Genomic DNA, 19461 nt, shown 5'->3' with positions numbered 1-19461 from the left:
GGCAGGGAATGGCATTTGAAAAGGCCCAATGGCCGCGCAAGCTGCGCTCGCAGGAATGGTATGGCGGCACCTCGCGCGATACGATCTACCACCGCGGGTGGCTCAAAAATCAGGGCTATCCCCACGATCTGTTCGACGGCCGCCCGGTCATCGGGATCTTAAACACCTGGTCCGATCTCACCCCCTGCAACGGGCATCTGCGTGAACTGGCCGAAAAGGTAAAGGCCGGCGTCTGGGAAGCCGGCGGCTTTCCTCTGGAGGTGCCGGTGTTCTCGGCCTCGGAAAACACCTTCCGCCCCACCGCAATGATGTATCGCAACCTCGCCGCCATGGCGGTGGAAGAGGTGATGCGCGGCCAGCCCATCGATGGCGCCGTCCTGCTGGTCGGTTGCGACAAGACCACCCCATCGCTGCTGATGGGCGCGGCCTCCACCGACATTCCTTCGATCGTTGTCACCGGCGGCCCCATGCTCAATGGCTGGTTCCGGGGCGAGCGAGTCGGCTCGGGCACCGCGCTGTGGCAGATGAGCGAAGCGATCAAGGCCGGCGAAATGAGCCAGGAGGATTTCCTCGAAGCCGAACAGGCCATGAGCCGGTCCTCGGGCTCGTGCAACACCATGGGCACTGCCTCCACCATGGCTTCTATGGCCGAGGCACTGGGCATGGCGCTTTCGGGCAATGCGGCAATCCCCGCCGTCGACAGCCGTCGCCGGGTTATGGCGCAACTCACCGGCCGCCGTATCGTCGATATGGTGAAAGACGACCTCAAACCTTCCGATATCCTCAGCCGCGAAGCGTTCGAAAATGCGATGATGACCAATGGCGCCATCGGCGGTTCGACCAACGCCGTGGTCCATCTGCTGGCCCTGGCCGGGCGTGTCGGGATCGATATCGGGCTCGACGATTGGGACCGGCTGGGCCGCGATATCCCAACAATCGTCAATCTGATGCCCTCGGGCAAATATTTGATGGAAGAATTCTTCTACGCTGGTGGCCTGCCCGTAGTGCTCAAATCCCTGCTCGACGGAAAAAAGCTCCATGGCGATGCGCTGACCGTTTCCGGGCGCACCATGGGCGAGGAAGTCGCCGGCGCCCGCAACTGGAACGAGGACGTGATCCGGCCGGTCGACAAGGCTCTCACCAGCCATGGTGGCATCGCGGTTTTGAAGGGCAATCTTGCGCCCAATGGCTGTGTGCTCAAACCTTCGGCCGCCAGCCCGCACCTGATGGTTCATACCGGCCGCGCCGTGGTGTTCGAGGACATCGACGATTACAAGGCAAAGATCAACGACGAGGCGCTCGATATCGACGAGACCTGCGTCATGGTGCTCAAAAACTGCGGCCCCAAGGGCTATCCCGGCATGGCCGAAGTGGGCAACATGGGCCTGCCGCCAAAGGTGCTGCGCAAGGGCATAAAGGATATGGTGCGCATTTCCGACGCCCGCATGTCGGGCACCGCCTATGGCACGGTGATCCTGCACACCTCCCCCGAGGCAGCGGTGGGCGGTCCGCTGGCAGCCGTCCGCAATGGCGACATGATTTCCATCGACGTGCCCAATCGCACCATTCATCTCGATGTTCCCGAGACCGAGATCGCCGCCCGCCTGGCCGATTGGACCCCGCTGCCCGATCAGCCGCAATCGGGTTACGCAAAGATGTTCCTCGATCACGTCGATCAGGCCCATACCGGCGCCGATTTCGATTTTCTCAAAGGCGCGCGCGGCAGTGCGGTGGGCAAGGATTCCCATTGATGACCCACAAGATTGCCATTGTCGGTCTGGGCAAGATCGCCCGCGACCAGCATTTGCCCTCGATTGCCAAAAATCCCGATTTCGAACTGGCCGCCATTGTCTCGCGCAATGCAGAGCTTGAAAGCGTCGACCATTTCCAAGCGCTCGATGACATGCTCGCGGCCCGTCCCGATATCGGCACCGTCGCTCTGTGCACGCCGCCACAGGTGCGCCGCCAATACGCTGAGGCCGCCATCCGCGCCGGCCGGCATGTTCTGCTGGAAAAACCACCCGGTGCCACGGTGGCCGAAGTCGAATGGCTCAAAAATCTGGCAGCAAAGCACGGGGTAACCCTGTTTGCCACCTGGCACTCGCGCTACGCACAGGGCGTTGAACCGGCCCGCACATGGCTCGCCGGCAAGACCATAAAAAGCGTCGATATCGTCTGGCGCGAGGATGTGCGCCGCTGGCATCCCGGGCAGGACTGGATCTGGGAGCCCGGCGGCATGGGTGTCTTCGATCCCGGCATCAATGCGCTCTCGATCCTCAGCCACATGCTCCCCGCACCCGTTCTGGTGACCGGCGCGGTGCTTGAGGTGCCGGAAAACCGCCAGACCCCCATCGCTGCGAAGATCGATTTTGTTGCGGTCACCGGCCATCTGGTCACCGCAGATTTCGACTGGCGCCAGGAAGGCCCGCAAACCTGGGATATCACCGTCCGAACCGATGCCGGGCTGCTCGAACTCTCCAGCGGCGGCGCTGTGCTGCGCATCGATGGTGATACCCAACTGGCCGCCGACGATACCGAATATGACGGCATCTACGCCCATTTCGCCGCACTTCTGGCGCAGGGCAAAAGCGACGTCGATATTGCCCCGCTGCAACTGGTGGCCGATGCCTGTATGCTCGGCGAGATGCGCAAGGTAGAGGCGTTCATCGAGTAGGGTGCTGTTCGGGTCCCAGCCTCTCCTCCTGCGCTTCCCCGGCGAAAGCCGGGGCCCATGGGAACCAGCCGCGGACTATGGAGTCGCGGCTAGGCTGCTGGGTCCCGGATCAGGTCCGGGACAGCGAGGGGAGTAAACCGGCCCTCTCCCCATGAAAAATTTTACCAAAAGGTCAAAATCCCCTCTGTTGCTCTTTTGCCCTTTGTGATTGACTGATCGCAAAGCCAAGGGGAGTCGCGTCGATGTCCGTTTTCAAATCCGGACCCGAAGGGTTGATCGGCTATGCGGTGATGCTCGAGCAGTTCCATCCGCGCGATTGCGTGGAACTGACCGAATATGCCGAGCAAAGGGGCTTTAACGGCGCCATGGCTGCCGACCATTTCCAGCCCTGGGTGCCCCAGCAGGGCCAGTCGGCCTTCGTCTGGAACGTCCTGACCGCCATCGGCGAGCGCACCAGGGGCGATATGGGCCCCGGCGTCACCACCCCCACGTTCCGCTGGCACCCTGCCATGGTGGCGCAGGCTTCGGCGACCCTTGCCGCCATGTACCCCAATCGCCACTGGCTCGGGGTAGGGGCAGGCGAGGCCCTCAACGAAAGTTTCCTCGCCCAGTATTGGCCCGATGTGGGCGAACGTTCCGCCCGCATGTTCGAGGCCGTCCAGATCATCAAGAAGTTGTTCGAGAACTCGGCTGCCGGCAAGGACACCAAACACAAGGGCGATTATTATCGTATAGAATCCACAAGGCTGTGGACCATGCCTGAAACCGCGCCCGAAATTCTCGTGGCAACCGCCGGACCGCTCAACGCCAAAAAGACCGGAAAATTTGCCGATGGGATCATTACGGTCGGCGCTCCACTCGGCAAGATCGAGATGCTGTTTGAAAAATTTTCCGAGGGCGCCCGTGAGGCCGGCAAGGACCCCGACGCCATGCCCAAAGTGCTCCAGCTCCACCTGAGCTGGGCCGAAACTTACGAAGAAGCGCTGGCCAACGCCATGACCGAATGGCCCAATGGCGGCATGAAATTCCCAAAGGCCGACATCCGCTCTCCTTTCGATTTCGAGCAGATGGCCAAGCTGGTCCGGCCCGAGGATTTCAAGGGAAGAATGGTGATTTCGCCCGATCCCGAAGAGCACCTCGAACACATCCAGAAGTTTGCCGATTTCGGCTTCGACCGCATTTATCTCCACAATGTGGGCCGCAACCAGCGCGAATGGATCGACGTCTTCGCCGAAAAAGTGCTGCCCAAACTCAAGAAGCGCTGATGGCCGATCGTCTGACACTCTGGGGCATCGAGGGCATCCCCGAAATCGGGCCAGGTGACGATCTGGTGGCGCTGATTTCGAACGCCATCGACACAATGGCCACCTCCGATCCGGACGCTGCGCTGGCCGATGGCGATATCCTGATCGTCACCTCCAAAATCGTCTCCAAGGCCGAAGGCATGCAGGTGCCTATCGCGGCGCGCGATATGGCCATCGAGGAAGATACGGTCCGCATCGTCGCCGAGCGCGCCCATGCCGGTGGGATCACCAGAATTGTCGAAACCCGGCAAGGCTTGGTGATGGCCGCCGCCGGGCTCGACACCTCAAACGTCCCCGATGGCCTCGCTCTGCGCCTGCCGCGCGACCCCGACGCTTCTGCCCGGGCGCTCTGCGGCGCCCTGCGCGAAAAGACCGGCAAGAGGCTCGGCCTCATCATTACCGATACCCTCGGTCGCCCCTGGCGCGTGGGCCAGACCGACGCCGCCATAGGCGCAGCCGGCGTGCAACTGGTCGATGATCTGCGCGGTGGCGTCGATGCGAATGGCCGGCCCTTGAACGTAACGGTCACCGTGCTTGCCGACGAGCTCGCCGCAGCCGCCGATCTGGTCAAGGGCAAGGCCTCTCGCATGCCCGTCGCTGTGGCGCGGGGCCTGGCAAAGCTGGTCATCGATCTCGACAGCCCCGGCGCCAAGACCCTGGCCCGGCTGGGCGAAGACGACATGTTCCGCTTCGGCTCGACCGAGGCCTATAAGCAGGGCTATGAGGCGGCCATGCGCGAGCTGGTGGCGAAAAAGGAAAAGGTAAAATGAGCGGTGTCACGTCCTTTGCCCCAAACACCACCGTCATCCCGGGCTCGACCCGGGATCCAGTAAACGGCAGCGCCCCGGCAAAATCGCAAACATCGCCGTTTACTGGGCCCCGGCTCAGGGCCAGGGTGACAGGTGAGGTGCGTGGTCATGCCCAGCGCCCGTCGCCGCTCCGGCTCAAGCGGGGGGGCATGGCCATTGCGGTACTTTCCGGTCTCTTGTTCGCCGCGGCCCTCTCAACCCCCGCCCTCGCCACCGACTACCCGCTCACCATCGAAAACTGCGGCACCACGGTAACCTTCGATGCCCCGCCCGAACGGGTCGTCACCATCAAGTCCACCGCCACCGAACTGCTTCTGGCTTTGGGCCTTGGCGACAAAATCGTCGGCGTCGGCTTTCAGGACGGCCCGGTGCCCGATGAATGGGCGCCCGACACCCAATTGACCGTCCTTGCCGATCGCGTTCCCTCCCAGGAAGTGGTGCTCGAAGCCGAGCCCGATTTTGTCTATGGCGGCTGGGAATCCAGTTTTGCCGCCGATGCGGCGGGGACGCGCGACAGCCTGCACGCTCTCGGCGTTGCCACCTATGTCGCCCCCACCGCCTGTCGCTCGGAAGGTACCCCCGAAAAGCTCTCGTTCGAGGATGTGTTCGACCAGATCGTTGAAATGGGCGCCATTTTCGATGTCGAGGACCGCGCCGCCCAACTTGTCGCCGAGCAGCGCACCATGCTCGAAGAGATCAAACCAACCTCAAACCTGACCGGCGTCTGGTATTCCTCGGCCACCTCCACCCCCTATGTCGGCGCCGGCCTGGGCGGCCCGCAAATGACCATGGAGGCGCTGGGCATCGCCAACATCTTTGCCGATGTGGAAGACACCTGGACCTCTGCCAGTTGGGAAGCCATTGTCGACGAGGACCCCGACGTGATGATCCTTGTCGACGCCGCATGGAATTCGGTCACCCAGAAGATCACCCTCCTCAACGACAATCCGGCGACCGCGAACCTGAGCGCCGTCCAGAACGAGCGCTACATCATCATCCCGTTCCCCGCCGCCGAGCCGGGCATCCGCTCCATCCCCGCCACCGCCGATCTGGCCCGGCAGCTCCAGGAACTGGATCTGAACCCATGACTCCCCTCCTTCGCTTCCCCGGCGAAAGCCGGGGCCCATGTGAGCCAGCCTCGGGCGCTGGAGTTTCGATTGGCGCTGCTGGGCCCCGGATCAGGTCCGGGGCAGCGCGGTGGGTTGGGAACACTTGGGGGAAAGCTCTCTAATGGTCGCCGCCCCGCTCGGCCTGTCCGCCCTCACGCCCGCCGCCCTGCGGCGGCTGAAGTTTCAGGCCGGGCTGGCGGGGCTGGCACTACTGCTTTGTGCTTCTCTCGTCATCGCCGTCACCATCGGCCCCGCCGATATTTCCCCCGGTGAAGTCTGGGCGGTGATCGCCCACAAACTTGGTCTTATTGCCGAAAACCCGGTCTCGCGCCTGCGCGAGGGGATCGTCTGGGAATTGCGCCTGCCGCGCGTCCTCGCTGCCGCTGCCGTGGGTGCCGGGCTGGCCATTTGCGGTGCCGTCATGCAGGCTCTGACGCGCAACCCATTGGCCGATCCCTACCTCCTCGGCCTTTCGTCCGGTGCCTCGGTGGGTGCCGTTTCCATGATGCTGATCGGCGCGACGCTGCTCCTGCCGGTCGGCGCCTTCATCGGTGCCCTGGTCGCCATGGGACTGACGCTGGGGCTGGCCCGCTCGCTCGGCGCCATCACCGCGTCGCGCGCCATTCTCGCCGGGCTGGCCGTTTCCGCGCTCGCGTCCGCGCTCACCTCGTTTCTGATCTTCTGGACGGCGACCGGGGATTCCTACCGCGAAATCCTGTCCTGGCTGATGGGCTCGCTGGCCGCGGCGCGCTGGTCCGATACAGGTTTGGCGCTTGTGGCGCTGGCCGCCGTGGGCGCGCCATTGATCGCCTCGGGCCGTATCCTCGACGGGTTCGTCTTTGGCGATACCGCCGCCCGCGCGCTGGGCATCGATGTCGAAAGAACCCGCTGGGTCATGCTGGGCGGTACCGCGCTTCTGACCGGCGTTCTCGTTGCGATTTCGGGCGCAATCGGCTTTGTTGGCTTGATCCTGCCCCACGCGGTGCGGCTCGTCGCCGGCGGACGGCACCGCCATCTGCTCCCGCTCGCGGCTTTGGCCGGGGCCGTTTTCATGGTCTGGACCGATACGGCGTCCCGCACCCTGTTCGACCCGCGCGAGCTGCCTGTCGGCATCGTCACCGCCATGATCGGCGCCCCGGCCTTCTTCCTCATCCTCTTGCGCAACAGGCGGGCCACATGAGCCTTGCCATCCAAAGCGCCAGTCTCACCCTCGAGGGCAAGACCATCCTCGATGATGTATCCTTTGCCCTCCAGCCAGGCCGTCTCAACGCGCTGATCGGCCCCAATGGCGCCGGAAAATCCTCGCTGCTGCGGGTGATCCTCGGTTTCGAGCCGGGCGCGCGCGCCCATATCGAATTCGCGGGCGCCGATTTTCACGCCCTGCCGCGCCGGGAGCGCGCCCGCGTCGCCGCCCTGGTCGAACAGACCGCCGGAACCGACCAGCCCATCGACGTTCATGACGTGGTGATGCTCGGCCGCCTGCCCCATCAGGGCCTATGGGCCGCCGACAGCCAGACCGGCGACGAGGAGATCGCCGCCCGCGCCATGGCCCGGGCCGGGGTCGCAGAGTTCACAACGCGGCGCTTTTCCACCCTGTCCGGTGGTGAACAGCAGCGTGTGCACATTGCCCGCGCCCTCGCCCAATCCCCGCGCCTGCTGCTGCTCGACGAGCCCACCAACCATCTCGATCTTTCCGCCCAGATCGCCGTCATGGAAATCCTGCGCGCCCTTGCCCGTGAAGGGCTCACCATCCTCGTCACCATGCACGATCTCAACCTGACCGCCGCCTGGTTCGATCACGTCGTGGCGCTCGATCGGGGCAGGGTGGTGGCACAGGGCACGCCCGAAACGGTCATCGATTCCGCGTTTCTCGCCCGCGTCTATGGCGTCGCCGCCACCATAGTGCCCAACCCGGCCTCTGGCCGCCCGATGATCGCCTATGGGCCGTGACGAATTCCTCTTGCGCCCCGTCTAAAAATTTGATCGTCTGGTCAAAATATTCCCGCACGGCAAATGCGGGGTGCCGGTTCTGAAAGGGTAGGGACAATGGAATTCGGGATCACCTTCAAGGGTTTCGTCGATCACGACAGGGCGCGCTATCTGATTCAAGCCGCCGAATATGCCGGTTTCACCTATTGCTGGTTCTACGACTCCCACATCCTCTGGCGCGATCCGTATCCGGCCATGGCCATGGGAATGGAATGGACCAAATCCATGCGGTTCGGGCCGCTGGTCACCAATCCCGACGTGCGTGACTGGTCCGTCGCCGCTTCGCTGTTCGGCTCATTGGCCAAACAGAGCGGCGGGCGCTTCGATCTGGCCGTCGGCCGAGGGGATTCCTCGCGCCGGGTGATGGGCCACAAGCCCGCAACGCTCAAACGCGTGGCCGAATTCATCGCCAAGACCCGCGCCATGGTGCGCGGCGAAGAGGTAATGTATGGCGATGTGCCCAACCCCGTCCAGTTTCCCTGGGCCGTGGGCCACGATATACCCTCCTGGATCGCTGCCTATGGGCCCCTGGCGCTCAAAACCGCTGGGGAAAGCGCCGATGGCGTCGTGCTCCAGATCGCAGAACCGGGCCTGTGCAAATGGTTCACCGACCAGTGCATCGCCGCAGGCAAGGCCGCGGGACGGGATATGAGCAGCTATCGCTCAATGGCCGCTGCGCCCGCCTATTTCGGGGACAAGGCAAAAGCCATCGAAGCCACCAAATGGTTCCCCGCCATGGTGGGCAATCACGTGGCCGATATCGTCGAGAAATACGGCGCCGACAGCGACAAGGTCCCCGCCAGCCTCACCTCATATATCGAAGCGCGGCGTGGCTATGACTATTCCAAGCACGGCCAGTCCGATAACCCGTACCTCGATTTCATCACCGACGACATCGTTGAAAGCTTCTGCGTGCTCGGCGAGCCCGAAGACCACATCGCAAAGATCCGCGATCTCGAAGCGGCGGGCGTTACCCAGTTCAACATCTATCTCGACAGTGGCGAGGAAGAAGACATCATCGCCCGCTATGGCCGCGAGGTCATTCCGGCGTTCCGGTAGCGCTCCTGAGCGCCAGCGATATGCTCTAGCTCTATAACCCCGCCACCGTCACCCCGGGCTTGACCCGGGGGCCAGTGCCCCCAACGCGTGAGATGGAGCCGCCAAGCTGCCGCTTACTGGATCCCGGGTCTCGGCCCGGGATGACGGCAGAGCGCAAATGCACCACCCCTCGCTATCTCCCCCACCGTCAGCCGCTTTCTCACCTCTCCCTGCGGGAGGCTGGACCCAAGGTCCAGGTTGAGGGGGCTTCCCAGCCTACTGGTGCTTTTCCAATCCCTCGATCATTTCCAGACAGGCGCTCAACTGGTCCAGCTCCACGAATTCGTCGGGCTTGTGCGCCTGTTCGATCGAGCCCGGTCCGCAGATTACCGTATCGATGCCCATTTCCTGAAACAGGCCCGCCTCGGTCGAAAACGCCACGCATTCGGCAGGATCCTCATTGCCGGTCAGCGCCCGCACCAGTGCCACGGCCTCCGATTTGGTCATTGGTTCGAGCCCGGCCACTTCCCCGATGGTTTCGGTGATGACCGCCGCGTCGGGATGGATATCGACCATTTTGGGCAGCAGAACATCCTCGACAAAGCCGGTGATCTGCTCATGGGTGAAGGCAAAATCGCCCGAATTGACGTGCCGCAACTCCCACTCCACCGAACACTGCCCGGGGATGATGTTGCGCGCGATGCCGCCGGCCATTTTACCGATCTGAATTGTCGACCAGGGCGGTTCGAACCGGCTGCCCTCCGGCGCGCGCGATTTCAGCGCGCCGCCGATTTCGAGCAGCTTGGTGACATATTGCACGGCATATTCGACGGCATTGACCCCCCGGTCGGGCATCGAGCCATGGCCCTCGAGCCCGGTAAAATGGGTGGTGTATTCGCAGCACCCCTTGTTGCCCTCGACGATCTTCATCATGGTCGGTTCGCCCACGATGCACAGCGAAGGCTTGCGGCCGGTCGCCTTGAGTTCCTTGAGCATCACATGTGCGCCAAGGCACCCCACCTCCTCGTCATAGGTAAAGGCCAGATGGATGGGGCGCTTTAATCCGATTTCCTGGAAATAGGGGGCAAAAGCCAGCGTGCAGGCGATGAACCCCTTCATGTCGCACGCCCCGCGCCCGTAGATCTTTCGGTTGCGCAGCGTTGCCGTGAACGGGTCCGAACTCCAGTCCTGCCCTTCCACCGGCACCACATCGGTGTGCCCCGACAGAACGATCCCGCCATCGGCTTCCGGCGGGCCCAGCGTTGCAAAAAGGTTGGCCTTGTTGCCCGTCTCGTTCAGCGTCAGATAGGTGCGCGTGCCGATCTGGTCGAGCCGGTGGTTGATATAGGCGATCATCTCGAGATTGCTGTCCGCCGACACCGACTCAAAGCCGATCAGGTCCGCGAGGATTTCGAGCGTTTCACCGAGCAGTCTATGGGCCAAGAATCAAACTCCACAATATCTGGTTAGGGCCGTGCCCCTCTGGGGAGAGGGTCGGGGCGAGGGGCCTTGCCCTTTCTAGTTCTTCACAAACATCTCGCGCGGCACATTGGCCAGGCACTCCGGCCCGCCCTCGTCAGTAATCCGCATGGTTTCGGTGATCTCCAGCCCCCAGTCGGGGGTCCAGATGGCCGGCATGAAATGGAACACCATGTTGGCGCGCAGGATCGAGGGGTCGCCCGGACGGATGCTCATCGTGTGCTCGCCCCAATCGGGCGGATAGGACAGCCCCACCGAATAGCCGGTGCGCGAGGTTTTCTCGACGCCGTATTTCTTGAGCACACCGAAAAACGCATCGGCGATTTCCCCGCACGTATAGCCGGGTTTTGCCACCGCCATGCCCGCTTCCATGCCTTCGAGCACCGCTTCCTGCGCCTTGAGCATGTCCTTGGGCGGCTTGCCCAGATAGCCGGTGCGCGAAATCGGGCAGTGATAGCGCTTGTAACATCCGGCAATCTCGAAAAACGTGCCTTCGCCCTTGACCATCTCGCGATCGTCCCAGGTCAGATGCGCCGCCGCCGCATCGCGCCCCGAGGGCGTGAGCGGAACGATCGCCGAATAGTCCCCCCCATAGCCATCCGCGCCAACCAGCGAGGCGTGATAGATTTCCGCGACCAGCTCGTTCTTGCGCAAACCGGGCCGCGTCACCTCGCGAATACGTGCATGCATCGCTTCAACGATCCGTGCCGCGCGGCGCATATATTCGATCTCGGCTTCCGATTTGACCGAACGCTGCCAGGTGACCACCGAAGTGGCATCGATAATTGCGACATCGGGGATTTCGGCCCGCAGCGTCTCAAGGCAGGAGGCGGTGAAATAATAATTGTCCATTTCCACGCCAATCCGGCGCTGGTCCCAGCCCTTGTCCTTGAGCACGCCGCACAGATGCACATAGGCGTGCTTTTCGGGGTTCTGAACGAAATCGTCGGGATAGAAATAGATCGAGTCCGTTGCCAGCCAGGTGGTCTTTTCGGCGCCCACCGCATCCATGGGCCGCCCCCACCACAAAGGCTCGTCGGTGAGCGAAACGATCACCGCCTGATGCACGTAAAAGCTCCACCCGTCATAGCCGGTCAGCCAGTGCATGTTGGAGGGATTGGTGACGATCAGAACGTCGATGCCCTGCGTCTGCATCGACCGGCGGACGGCCTCCAGGCGCTCGTAATATTCGGGCAGGGTAAAAGGCAGGCGGGTATTGGGCATTTTGCCTTGGCGCTCCAGAAAGAGACCCGACAATCAGGTCTGAAAGAGTGTGCCCGCGCCGCTGGTCAGCGCGCGGGTTCGGGCCAGGGTGGCAATCGCCGTATCCTGAACCCCGGTGCCGGTGAGATCGGCGAAGGTGATCTGCGCTTGAGATGTCCGGCCCGTTGCCGTCCCGGCGATCACAGCGCCCAGTTCGGCAAAGCTGTCCTGCTCATCCACCAGCCTGGTCTTTATGGCGTGGTGCAATTCCCCCAAAAGCCGCGTCTGACTCAACCGGTCGGCGACATAGAGGTCGGCTTTTTTGACCAGTGCGGGATCGATTTCGTTCTTGTGCTCGGCGTCCGATCCCATGGCGGTCACATGCTGACCGGCTTTGATCCAGTCGGCCATGATCAGCGGTTCGGTGGCCGGGGTCGTCGTGACCACGATATCGGCACCGTGCACCGCAGTCTCCGGGCTGCTGGCCACAATGGCGGCGATCTTTAGTTTCTGCGAAGCGTGCCGCGCCAGGTCCTCGGCCTTGCCCCGGTCGCGCGCCCAGATCACGGCCTTCTTGATCGGCCGCACCAGAGCCAGCGCTTCAAGCTGCAGTTTGGCCTGCATGCCGGCCCCGATGATCGCGGCGCTTTCCGAATCCTCACGCGAAAGATGTCTGGCCGCCACGGCCCCCGCCGCTGCCGTGCGCACATCGGTCAGATACCCGTTGTCGAGCAGCAGCGCTTCGAGCAGCCCCGTCTTTGCCGACAAAACCACCATCAGCCCGTTTGTCGAAGCTAGCCCGATTTTGGGATTGTCGAAAAAGCCCGGGCTCATCTTGATGGCAAAGCTCTCGAGCCCCGGCACATAGGCGGTTTTCACATCCACCTCGCCATTGGCTTCGGCGATATCGAGCCTGAGGATAGGCGGCATCACCACCTTGCCGCCCGCCAGCGCCGCAAATGCATCCTCGACACATTGGACGGCCTCGAGATCGAGCGGCACGAGCTTTTTCAGATCGGTTTCGGTGAGAATCTGAACGTCAGCCATCACGCAGCCTCACTCAACGCCGTGTGCGTGCCCGCTATGATCTGGCCGTGAACGCCCATGTCGATATTTTTGCCCGACAGCACCAGCGCGGTCGGGCCTTTGGGCACGAACTTGCCCGAAAGGATCGCCCCGATCCCCACGGCTGCCGCGCCTTCGAGCACCTCGCGCTCCTTGAAATACCCATGCGCAATCGCCTCGGCGATTTCCTTTTCGGTCAGGACGATGGTTTCATCGACCAGATCGCGCACCATCGAAAAGGTGTAGCGATTGGACAGCCCGATCCCGCCCCCCAGCGAATCTGCAAGCGTTTCGAGCTCTTCAACCTCCACCGGCTGGCCCGCAGCAAGGCAGGCAACCATGGCCGCGCCGCGCTCCATGCACACCCCGACCACCCGCGTCTTGGGCGAAAGCGTCTTGATCGCCAGCGCCACGCCCGCGATCAACCCGCCACCGGAAAGCGGCACCAGCACCGCGTCGAGTTCGGGCGCATCCTCTAAAATTTCCAGCCCCAGTGTGCCCTGTCCGGCGATCACTTCGGCCCGATCGAACGGCGGGACGTCGATAAGGCCTTCCTCGGCGACCAGCCGGTCCACCTCGACCTGCGCATCGTCCTGGCTCCTGCCCACGATTCGCGCTTCGGCCCCCAGCGCCCTGATCGCCTCGACCTTGTTGGCGGGCACCAGAGACGACATGCAGATCACTGCGCGCGTGCCCGCAGCCTTGGCGGCATGGGAAAGCGCACGGCCATGATTTCCGGTCGAGGCTGCGGTAACGCCCCGCCCGCGCTCCTCATCGGAAAGCGAAAGCACCGCGTTGGTCGCACCCCGCAGCTTGAAGCTGCCGGTCAATTGCTGCTGCTCGTTCTTGAGCAGGATCGTCTGCCCGCTCGCTTCGGACAGCGACAGGCTCGGTGTCAGCGCGGTGCGATGCACGAGCGGACCAATGCGCCGGCGGGCCGCCAGAACGTCTGCCATCGTCACCATTTCGGCCATGCACCATCCCTTAATTCTGTCTAAGAGTCAGCCGACACGCCGACCCTATGCGCCACCTAAGGGCTTGGCCGGCAATTGATAATCGACCGACTATGCAGCCCCGGCGCGTGGGCGGTCCTTCCATTTTGAACGACCCGTGCAGTCGATCTTGCTGCCAAACCCCGCCCTATATAGACGTATCGTCCCTCGACTTGTGGCCAGAAGTTGGCAACCCTATCCCGTGTTAAAGCATTATGTGCAGAGAACGCTCAAGTTCGGCAGTGATGAGGTGGCTTTGTCCCCGGAGTGACTTCGGGAACGGTGCCGCCCGACTTTGAATGAATTGGGGTCATATTTGCCCTCAATTTCGGCACTGCGCACAATGTCAGCGATAATATCAAAGGACAGGAACATTATGCACGCAACAATTTCCAAGGCCCTCAAGACAACCCTGCTCGCCAGCGCCGCTGCGCTCACCGTCGCAGGCGCCGCTCAGGCCGCCAGCCTTGAAGAAATTCAGGAAAGCGGTTCGATCCGCATCGCCGTCGCCAACGAAATCCCCTATGGCTATATCGATCCGGTTTCCGGCGAAGCCATGGGTGCCGGCCCCGATGTGGCCAAGCACATTGTCGAGGAACTCGGCGTGACCGATATCGAGTGGGTCACCACCGATTTTTCCTCGCTGATCCCCGGCCTTCAGGCTGACCGTTTCGATATGGTCGCCGCCGAAATGGCCATCATCCCCACCCGTTGCGAAACGGTCATCTATTCGGAGCCCAACACCTCCTACGGTGAAGGTCTTCTGGTGCCCGCCGGCAACCCCGAGGGGCTGAGCGGCTACGCCGATTTCGCCGAAAATTCCGATATGACGGTTGCCATCATGGCTGGCGCCAATCAGCTCGACATGATGCAGGCGCTCGGGGTGTCTGAAGATCAGCTCGTGACGATCTCGTCCAACGCCGACGCGATCTCGACGGTTTCGACCGGCCGCGCCGATGCCTATGCAGCGACCGGTCTGACCGCCAGCGAGCTGGCCGGCCAGAGCGATGCCGTTGAAGTGGCCGAAGGCTTCACCGATCCGGTCATCGACGGGACCGAACAGCGCTCCTGGGGCGGGTTCGTCTTTGCCGAAGGCAATGAAGAGCTCCGCGACGCGGTCAACGAGGTGCTCGCCGAGTACAAGCAGAGCGACGAATGGCTCGAAACCGTGTCCGGCTACGGCTTTACCGATGCCGACACCTCGCGTTCGTTCGACATGAGCACTGAGGAGCTCTGCACCGAATAAGGCGCATTGCTCTGATACCGATCTGCCGGTGGGCGCGACCAGAAAAGGCGCCCGCCGGCAACTTGGTTAGGCTTCACCCGTTTTCCAGAAAAGCTGTTTCGAGAACGCCTTCATGGATTGGACCCAATATCTCAACCCCCTGATGCTAGGGGCTTGGGTGACCGTCGAGCTGACGATCTATTCAACGGTGTTCGGGGCGATTCTCGCCTTCGCCGCAGGTATCGGCAAGCTCGCCCACAACCCTCTCATCAAGGCGATTTCGGTCGGCTATATCGAGATCTTCCGCGGCACATCGCTGCTGGTGCAGCTCTTCTGGCTCTATTTCGCGCTGCCGGTGGCAGGGCAGGCCATCGGCATCGATCTGCGATTGCCCCCGGTCGTTGCCGGTGTGCTGGCGCTCTCGCTCAACATCGGCGCATACGGCGCCGAGGTGGTGCGCGGAGCCATCCAGTCGGTTTCCAAGGACCAGTACGAGGCCGCCAAGGCGCTCAATTTCACGCCGCGTCGGACGCTCTGGCGCATAGCGCTGCCTCAGGCCATCCCCGAAATGATGCCCTCGTTCGGCAATCTGGCGGTCCAGAACCTGAAAGACACGGCACTGGTCTCGCTCATTTCGCTCTCCGATCTGGCCTTCCGCGCCGAGCAATTGCGCAATTTCACCCAGGATTCGACGACGATCTATTCATTGGCGCTGCTGATGTATTTCGGGCTGGCGCTGGTCTTGACCGCCATGATGAAACTGCTCGAGCGGTTCGTGGGCCGCTGGCGCGCCGGAGCGAGGTGACGAGATGCTGTTCGGAATTGCATGGGACGCCTCGTCCAACTGGGCTTTTGCCACCTCGATCCTGCCCATCCTCTTGATCGGCATGTGGGTGACCATTCAGGCCACCGTGCTGGGCTTTTTCATCGCGCTGGTCGTGGGGCTCGTCTGGGCCGCGCTCAAGGCCGCGCCGCTTAAGATCATTTCCTGGCCCGCCGCGGTGGTCACCGAGTTTCTGCGCGATACCCCGCTTTTGATCCAATTGTTCTTTCTCTATTACGTGCTGCCCGAATTCGGCATTACGCTCCCCGCTTTCATGACCGGCGCGCTGGCTCTGGGCCTGCAATATTCGGCCTATACATCTGAAGTCTATCGCGCCGGAATCGAGGCGGTGGCCAAGGGCCAGCACGAGGCGGCCCGCGCCCTCAATCTTTCGGGCGGCCGTACCTTCACTCACATCATCCTGCCCCAGGCGGTGCCGCGCATCATCCCCGCCATGGGCAATTACCTCGTCTCGATCATGAAGGACGTGCCGCTGCTTTCGGTCGTGACCGTGCTCGAAATGCTCAACGTGGCCCGCATCATCGGCGACCGCACGTTCAATTACATCATTCCGCTCTCGATGGTGGGCGGGCTTTATCTCATCATGACTCTGGTGGCTTCAACGGGCGTCCGCTTCGTTGACCGCGCCCTGCCCAAAAGAGGGATTCCGCTTAAATGACCGACCCCATCATCAAGTTCGACAAGGTCGTCAAACGTTTCGACACCTTCACGGTCATCAACGAACTCGATTTCGAGGTTCAGCCGGGCGAGAAGGTCACCATCATCGGGCCCTCTGGATCGGGCAAATCCACGGTGCTGCGCATCCTTATGACCCTCGAGCCGATTTCGGGGGGCGTGGTCTATGTCGATGGCGATACGCTCTGGCACGAAAAGTCCGGCGATGGCAGCCTCAAGCCGGCCGGCGAGTCCCATCTGCGCAGGATGCGCGAAAAGATGGGCATGGTGTTCCAGCAGTTCAATCTGTTCCCGCACATGACCGTGCGGCGCAATCTGACCGAAGCGCCGACCCAGGTTCTGGGCGTCTCGAAAGGCGAGGCGAAAGAGCGCGCCGACGATTTGCTCGAGATGGTGGGTTTGACCGACCAGGCCGACAAATACCCCCACCAGTTGTCCGGTGGCCAGCAGCAGCGCGTGGGCATCGCCCGGGCGCTGGCCATGCGGCCCAAGATCATGCTGTTTGACGAGCCGACCTCCGCGCTCGATCCCGAACTGGTGGGCGAAGTGCTCGGCGTCATCCGGCGCCTGGCCGAAGAACACGATCTGACCATGCTACTGGTCACCCATGAAATGAATTTCGCGCGGCAGATTTCCGATAGAGTCTGCTTTTTCGACCAGGGCAGGGTGCTCGAACAGGACAAGCCCGAGGTTCTGTTTACCGACCCCAAGGAAGAGCGCACGCGCGAATTTCTCAAGGCCGTTCTGGAAGACAACTAGCGCTTCTGAACGGCACTCGGCAACGGGCGACCCATCGGACCTGCTTCCGGTGGGGTATTGGCCTGTGAAACTTTTTCTTGTCATAAATCTGGACGTTAGCCCCCCCGAGAGAGTAGCTTGCGCCGATGCAAAAGCATTTGGCAAAAAGGGGCGCTGCCATTCGCCAGGTTCAACTCAAGCTCGATGACCGGGACCTGAAAATTCTGGCGATCCTCCAGCGCGAGGGCCGCATACCCAAGGCTACGCTCGCCGAACGGGTCAACCTCACCCCCACCCCCTGCTGGGAGCGCCTCAAACGCCTCGAAGATGCAGGCATCATCGAAAGCTACGGCGCCCGCATCTCGCTGCGCGCCTTTGGCCCGCTGACCATCGTTTTCGTCCAGATCGAACTCGAAAGCCATCAGGCCGAGGACTTTTCCCGCTTCGAGGCCGCTATCGGCAAGATCGAGCGGATCGTCGAATGCTGGGCGGTGGGCGGCGGCATCGACTACATGCTCAAGATCATCACCCGCGACCTCGAAGATTATCAAAAACTCATCGAGGACCTTCTGGCCGCCAAGATCGGCGTGCGGCGCTACTATTCCTACGTCGTCACGGCCCCGGTAAAAGATACGCCCCTGCCAGTGAGCGCGGTGGCCGACGCGGGGTAGAGGGGCTTACAGCCTATCGGTAAAGCCGCGATGTGCAGCCACCCGTCACCGGGATAACGGCACATCGTCAGGGCAGCGTATGCCCCGCTGCCGTAAACAGCCGATACCATTCCTCCCGGCTCAGCTCCACGTCCGACCCCGCCGCCGCTTCGGCAACCCGGCTGGCTTTGGTGGTGCCCAGCACCACCTGGATATTGGCCGGATGCCGGATGATCCAGGCCACCGCAATGCCCGATGGCGTCACGCCATGGGTTCCGGCCAATTCGTCAAGCACCGTGTTGAGCGCGGGAAACCGCTCGCGGTCGCCCACGAAAACCCCATCGAAAAACCCCGCCTGAAACGGCGACCATGCCTGCAGCGTCATTGCGTTGATGCGCGAATATTCCAGCAGCCCATTGTCGCGGCTGACAGATTGCTCCAGCCCGGCCATATTGGCCGCCACCCCTTGCGCAAACATCGGCGCGTGCGCGAGCGAAAGCTGCACCTGATTGAAGATCAGGGGCTGACGCACCGCCGTCTTGAGCAATTCGATCTGCCCGGGCGTATGGTTGGATACCCCGAAATGGCGCACCTTGCCCGCCGCGTGCAAGGCATCGAATGCCGCGGCCACTTCCTCGGGTTCGACCAGCGTATCGGGGCGATGGAGCAGCAACACGTCGAGATAATCGGTCCTCAGCGCCGCAAGCGATTCATCGACGGTCGAAACGATATGGCTGGCCGAAAAATCGAAATATCCTTTGCGGATGCCGACCTTCGATTGAATGGCAATCTGCTCGCGCTCGCCCGCCGATAGCGCGACCGCCTCGCCGAACCGCGCCTCGCATCTGTGGCGCTCTCCGCCATAGATATCGGCATGATCGAGCACATTGACCCCATGATCGAGCGCCCCGCGCACCAGGGCGTCGATCTCGCTGTCCTCCATTTTCGCAATGCGCATCATGCCCAAAACGATGCTGGAAACATCCCGGCCGAACGCTGGGAGTGTATAGGTTTTCATTTCGGATCGGACCTTGTGGAATACGGGAATGAGACGGGCTGGAATGGGGCGAGTCGGGTCCGGCAGAATAACCCTCTTCGCTTCGACCATCAAACCATCAGAACCATCGCCTTACCCCCGGTCAGTTTGGCGCCCACCTCTCCCGCTTCCCCGTTATGGTCAGTCTGGTTCCCCGCTAAACGAAAGACTCGTGCCCATGTCGAGCCTGTCCGCCAAATATGCCCCGTCCGGCCTTGCCACGACGCTGACCGATCCCGAGCTGTTCTGCCAACTGGCCCATGTCGCCGGCCGTCCGGTGGCCGCTGCGTCGGGCGAAGACATTGCCGTTACCGATCCCGCCACCGGCGATGTGGTCGGCACCATTCCGGCATTGAGCGCAGAAGAATCCTCTGCCGCCATCGATCAGGCCGATGCGGCCTTTGCCCAGTGGTCGGGGCTGTTGCCCCAGGAGCGCTCCACGATCCTGCGCCGCTGGTACGATCTCATCATGGATGCGCGCGAAGACCTCGCCCAGATCATGACCGCCGAACAGGGCAAGCCAATCTCCGAATCGCGCGGCGAAATCGCCTATGCGGCCTCTTTCGTCGAGTTCTTTGCCGAGGAAGCCAAGCGCCCCAATATCGAATCCGTCACCTCCCACCTGCCCGAC

At 62.4% G+C, this 19461-nt stretch carries 19 protein-coding genes; 14 read left to right on the top strand and 5 right to left on the bottom strand.

Annotated features, from left to right (window positions below; genetic code table 11):
- Window positions 1-8: 8 nt before the first annotated feature.
- From araD to AACZ55_RS00060, 8 genes are all read left to right on the top strand, one after another.
- Window positions 9-1751, top strand: a complete 1743-nt coding sequence (araD, locus tag AACZ55_RS00095; RefSeq protein WP_339641691.1) for an L-arabinonate dehydratase — start codon at window positions 9-11, stop codon at window positions 1749-1751.
- Window positions 1751-2674, top strand: a complete 924-nt coding sequence (locus AACZ55_RS00090) for a Gfo/Idh/MocA family oxidoreductase (protein ID WP_339641688.1) — start codon at window positions 1751-1753, stop codon at window positions 2672-2674. The genes araD and AACZ55_RS00090 overlap by 1 nt, the downstream gene beginning before the upstream one ends.
- Before the next feature lie 242 nt (window positions 2675-2916).
- Window positions 2917-3939: a TIGR03557 family F420-dependent LLM class oxidoreductase gene (locus AACZ55_RS00085; protein WP_339641685.1), complete on the top strand. Its 1023-nt coding sequence runs from the start codon at window positions 2917-2919 to the stop codon at window positions 3937-3939.
- Window positions 3939-4748: a coenzyme F420-0:L-glutamate ligase gene (cofE, locus tag AACZ55_RS00080; RefSeq protein ID WP_339641681.1), complete on the top strand. Its 810-nt coding sequence runs from the start codon at window positions 3939-3941 to the stop codon at window positions 4746-4748. The genes AACZ55_RS00085 and cofE overlap by 1 nt, the downstream gene beginning before the upstream one ends.
- Window positions 4749-4936: 188 nt before the next feature.
- Window positions 4937-5875 carry a putative F420-0 ABC transporter substrate-binding protein gene (locus tag AACZ55_RS00075; RefSeq protein WP_339641678.1) on the top strand — a complete coding sequence of 313 codons (939 nt, stop codon included), beginning with the start codon at window positions 4937-4939 and terminating at the stop codon, window positions 5873-5875.
- Window positions 5876-6017: 142 nt separating this feature from the next.
- On the top strand, window positions 6018-7076 hold the full coding sequence (locus AACZ55_RS00070; protein ID WP_339641676.1) for a putative F420-0 ABC transporter permease subunit: 1059 nt from the start codon (window positions 6018-6020) through the stop codon (window positions 7074-7076).
- A complete protein-coding gene (locus AACZ55_RS00065; RefSeq protein WP_339641674.1) occupies window positions 7073-7846 on the top strand; it encodes an ABC transporter ATP-binding protein in 774 nt (257 codons plus the stop codon). The genes AACZ55_RS00070 and AACZ55_RS00065 overlap by 4 nt, the downstream gene beginning before the upstream one ends.
- Window positions 7847-7942: 96 nt before the next feature.
- Window positions 7943-8944, top strand: a complete 1002-nt coding sequence (locus AACZ55_RS00060) for a TIGR03842 family LLM class F420-dependent oxidoreductase (protein WP_339641672.1) — start codon at window positions 7943-7945, stop codon at window positions 8942-8944.
- 255 nt (window positions 8945-9199) lie between these two features.
- Here the strand turns inward: AACZ55_RS00060 and argE are convergent, their stop codons facing one another.
- The 4 genes from argE to eutB all read right to left on the bottom strand — a co-directional run bounded on the left by argE (window position 9200) and on the right by eutB (window position 13644).
- The gene (gene argE, locus AACZ55_RS00055) at window positions 9200-10366 is read right to left on the bottom strand and encodes an acetylornithine deacetylase (protein WP_338607790.1); all 1167 of its coding nucleotides are present in this window, start codon (window positions 10364-10366) and stop codon (window positions 9200-9202) included.
- 75 nt (window positions 10367-10441) lie between these two features.
- The gene (locus AACZ55_RS00050) at window positions 10442-11626 is read right to left on the bottom strand and encodes a M24 family metallopeptidase (protein ID WP_339641669.1); all 1185 of its coding nucleotides are present in this window, start codon (window positions 11624-11626) and stop codon (window positions 10442-10444) included.
- A 33-nt stretch (window positions 11627-11659) separates the two neighbouring features.
- Window positions 11660-12652, bottom strand: a complete 993-nt coding sequence (eutC, locus tag AACZ55_RS00045; RefSeq protein WP_339641667.1) for an ectoine utilization protein EutC — start codon at window positions 12650-12652, stop codon at window positions 11660-11662.
- Entirely contained in the window at window positions 12652-13644 is a 993-nt protein-coding gene (eutB, locus tag AACZ55_RS00040; protein ID WP_339641664.1) for a hydroxyectoine utilization dehydratase EutB, read from the bottom strand. Before eutB ends, eutC begins: the two co-directional genes overlap by 1 nt.
- 394 nt (window positions 13645-14038) lie before the next feature.
- Here eutB and ehuB point away from each other — a divergent pair, with 394 nt between their 5' ends.
- The 5 genes from ehuB to AACZ55_RS00015 all read left to right on the top strand — a co-directional run bounded on the left by ehuB (window position 14039) and on the right by AACZ55_RS00015 (window position 17815).
- Entirely contained in the window at window positions 14039-14908 is an 870-nt protein-coding gene (gene ehuB / locus AACZ55_RS00035; RefSeq protein WP_339641662.1) for an ectoine/hydroxyectoine ABC transporter substrate-binding protein EhuB, read from the top strand.
- Between the two features lie 112 nt (window positions 14909-15020).
- Window positions 15021-15692, top strand: coding sequence for an ectoine/hydroxyectoine ABC transporter permease subunit EhuC (gene ehuC / locus AACZ55_RS00030; protein WP_338607785.1), 672 nt, complete (start codon window positions 15021-15023; stop codon window positions 15690-15692).
- A 4-nt stretch (window positions 15693-15696) separates the two neighbouring features.
- Window positions 15697-16389, top strand: a complete 693-nt coding sequence (ehuD, locus tag AACZ55_RS00025; protein ID WP_338607784.1) for an ectoine/hydroxyectoine ABC transporter permease subunit EhuD — start codon at window positions 15697-15699, stop codon at window positions 16387-16389.
- Window positions 16386-17165, top strand: coding sequence for an ectoine/hydroxyectoine ABC transporter ATP-binding protein EhuA (gene ehuA, locus AACZ55_RS00020; RefSeq protein WP_339641659.1), 780 nt, complete (start codon window positions 16386-16388; stop codon window positions 17163-17165). The genes ehuD and ehuA overlap by 4 nt, the downstream gene beginning before the upstream one ends.
- 125 nt (window positions 17166-17290) lie before the next feature.
- Window positions 17291-17815 carry an Lrp/AsnC family transcriptional regulator gene (locus AACZ55_RS00015; RefSeq protein ID WP_338607782.1) on the top strand — a complete coding sequence of 175 codons (525 nt, stop codon included), beginning with the start codon at window positions 17291-17293 and terminating at the stop codon, window positions 17813-17815.
- Between the two features lie 67 nt (window positions 17816-17882).
- Here the strand turns inward: AACZ55_RS00015 and AACZ55_RS00010 are convergent, their stop codons facing one another.
- A complete protein-coding gene (locus tag AACZ55_RS00010) occupies window positions 17883-18812 on the bottom strand; it encodes an aldo/keto reductase (protein WP_339641656.1) in 930 nt (309 codons plus the stop codon).
- A 196-nt stretch (window positions 18813-19008) separates the two neighbouring features.
- Between AACZ55_RS00010 and AACZ55_RS00005 the strand changes: the two genes are divergently transcribed.
- On the top strand, window positions 19009-19461 hold a 453-nt coding region (locus AACZ55_RS00005; protein WP_339641653.1), incomplete at its 3' end, for an aldehyde dehydrogenase family protein.

It is taken from the genome of uncultured Pelagibacterium sp. (genome assembly GCF_963972885.1).
GTDB classification, from domain to species: domain Bacteria; phylum Pseudomonadota; class Alphaproteobacteria; order Rhizobiales; family Devosiaceae; genus Pelagibacterium; species Pelagibacterium nitratireducens.
The sequence above is the reverse complement of the archived record's forward strand: the minus strand, read 5'-3'. Positions and strand labels throughout refer to the sequence as shown.

Bases quoted from the DNA above. Each gene is read 5' to 3' on its own strand.
- araD (WP_339641691.1), top strand. From the start codon at position 9: ATGGCATTTGAAAAGGCCCAATGGCCGCGCAAGCTGCGCTCGCAGGAA.
- AACZ55_RS00090 (WP_339641688.1), top strand. From the start codon at position 1,751: ATGACCCACAAGATTGCCATTGTCGGTCTGGGCAAGATCGCCCGCGAC.
- AACZ55_RS00085 (WP_339641685.1), top strand. From the start codon at position 2,917: ATGTCCGTTTTCAAATCCGGACCCGAAGGGTTGATCGGCTATGCGGTG.
- cofE (WP_339641681.1), top strand. From the start codon at position 3,939: ATGGCCGATCGTCTGACACTCTGGGGCATCGAGGGCATCCCCGAAATC.
- AACZ55_RS00075 (WP_339641678.1), top strand. From the start codon at position 4,937: ATGGCCATTGCGGTACTTTCCGGTCTCTTGTTCGCCGCGGCCCTCTCA.
- AACZ55_RS00070 (WP_339641676.1), top strand. From the start codon at position 6,018: ATGGTCGCCGCCCCGCTCGGCCTGTCCGCCCTCACGCCCGCCGCCCTG.
- AACZ55_RS00065 (WP_339641674.1), top strand. From the start codon at position 7,073: ATGAGCCTTGCCATCCAAAGCGCCAGTCTCACCCTCGAGGGCAAGACC.
- AACZ55_RS00060 (WP_339641672.1), top strand. From the start codon at position 7,943: ATGGAATTCGGGATCACCTTCAAGGGTTTCGTCGATCACGACAGGGCG.
- AACZ55_RS00050 (WP_339641669.1), bottom strand. From the start codon at position 11,626: ATGCCCAATACCCGCCTGCCTTTTACCCTGCCCGAATATTACGAGCGC.
- eutC (WP_339641667.1), bottom strand. From the start codon at position 12,652: ATGGCTGACGTTCAGATTCTCACCGAAACCGATCTGAAAAAGCTCGTG.
- eutB (WP_339641664.1), bottom strand. From the start codon at position 13,644: ATGGCCGAAATGGTGACGATGGCAGACGTTCTGGCGGCCCGCCGGCGC.
- ehuB (WP_339641662.1), top strand. From the start codon at position 14,039: ATGCACGCAACAATTTCCAAGGCCCTCAAGACAACCCTGCTCGCCAGC.
- ehuC (WP_338607785.1), top strand. From the start codon at position 15,021: ATGGATTGGACCCAATATCTCAACCCCCTGATGCTAGGGGCTTGGGTG.
- ehuD (WP_338607784.1), top strand. From the start codon at position 15,697: ATGCTGTTCGGAATTGCATGGGACGCCTCGTCCAACTGGGCTTTTGCC.
- ehuA (WP_339641659.1), top strand. From the start codon at position 16,386: ATGACCGACCCCATCATCAAGTTCGACAAGGTCGTCAAACGTTTCGAC.
- AACZ55_RS00015 (WP_338607782.1), top strand. From the start codon at position 17,291: ATGCAAAAGCATTTGGCAAAAAGGGGCGCTGCCATTCGCCAGGTTCAA.
- AACZ55_RS00010 (WP_339641656.1), bottom strand. From the start codon at position 18,812: ATGAAAACCTATACACTCCCAGCGTTCGGCCGGGATGTTTCCAGCATC.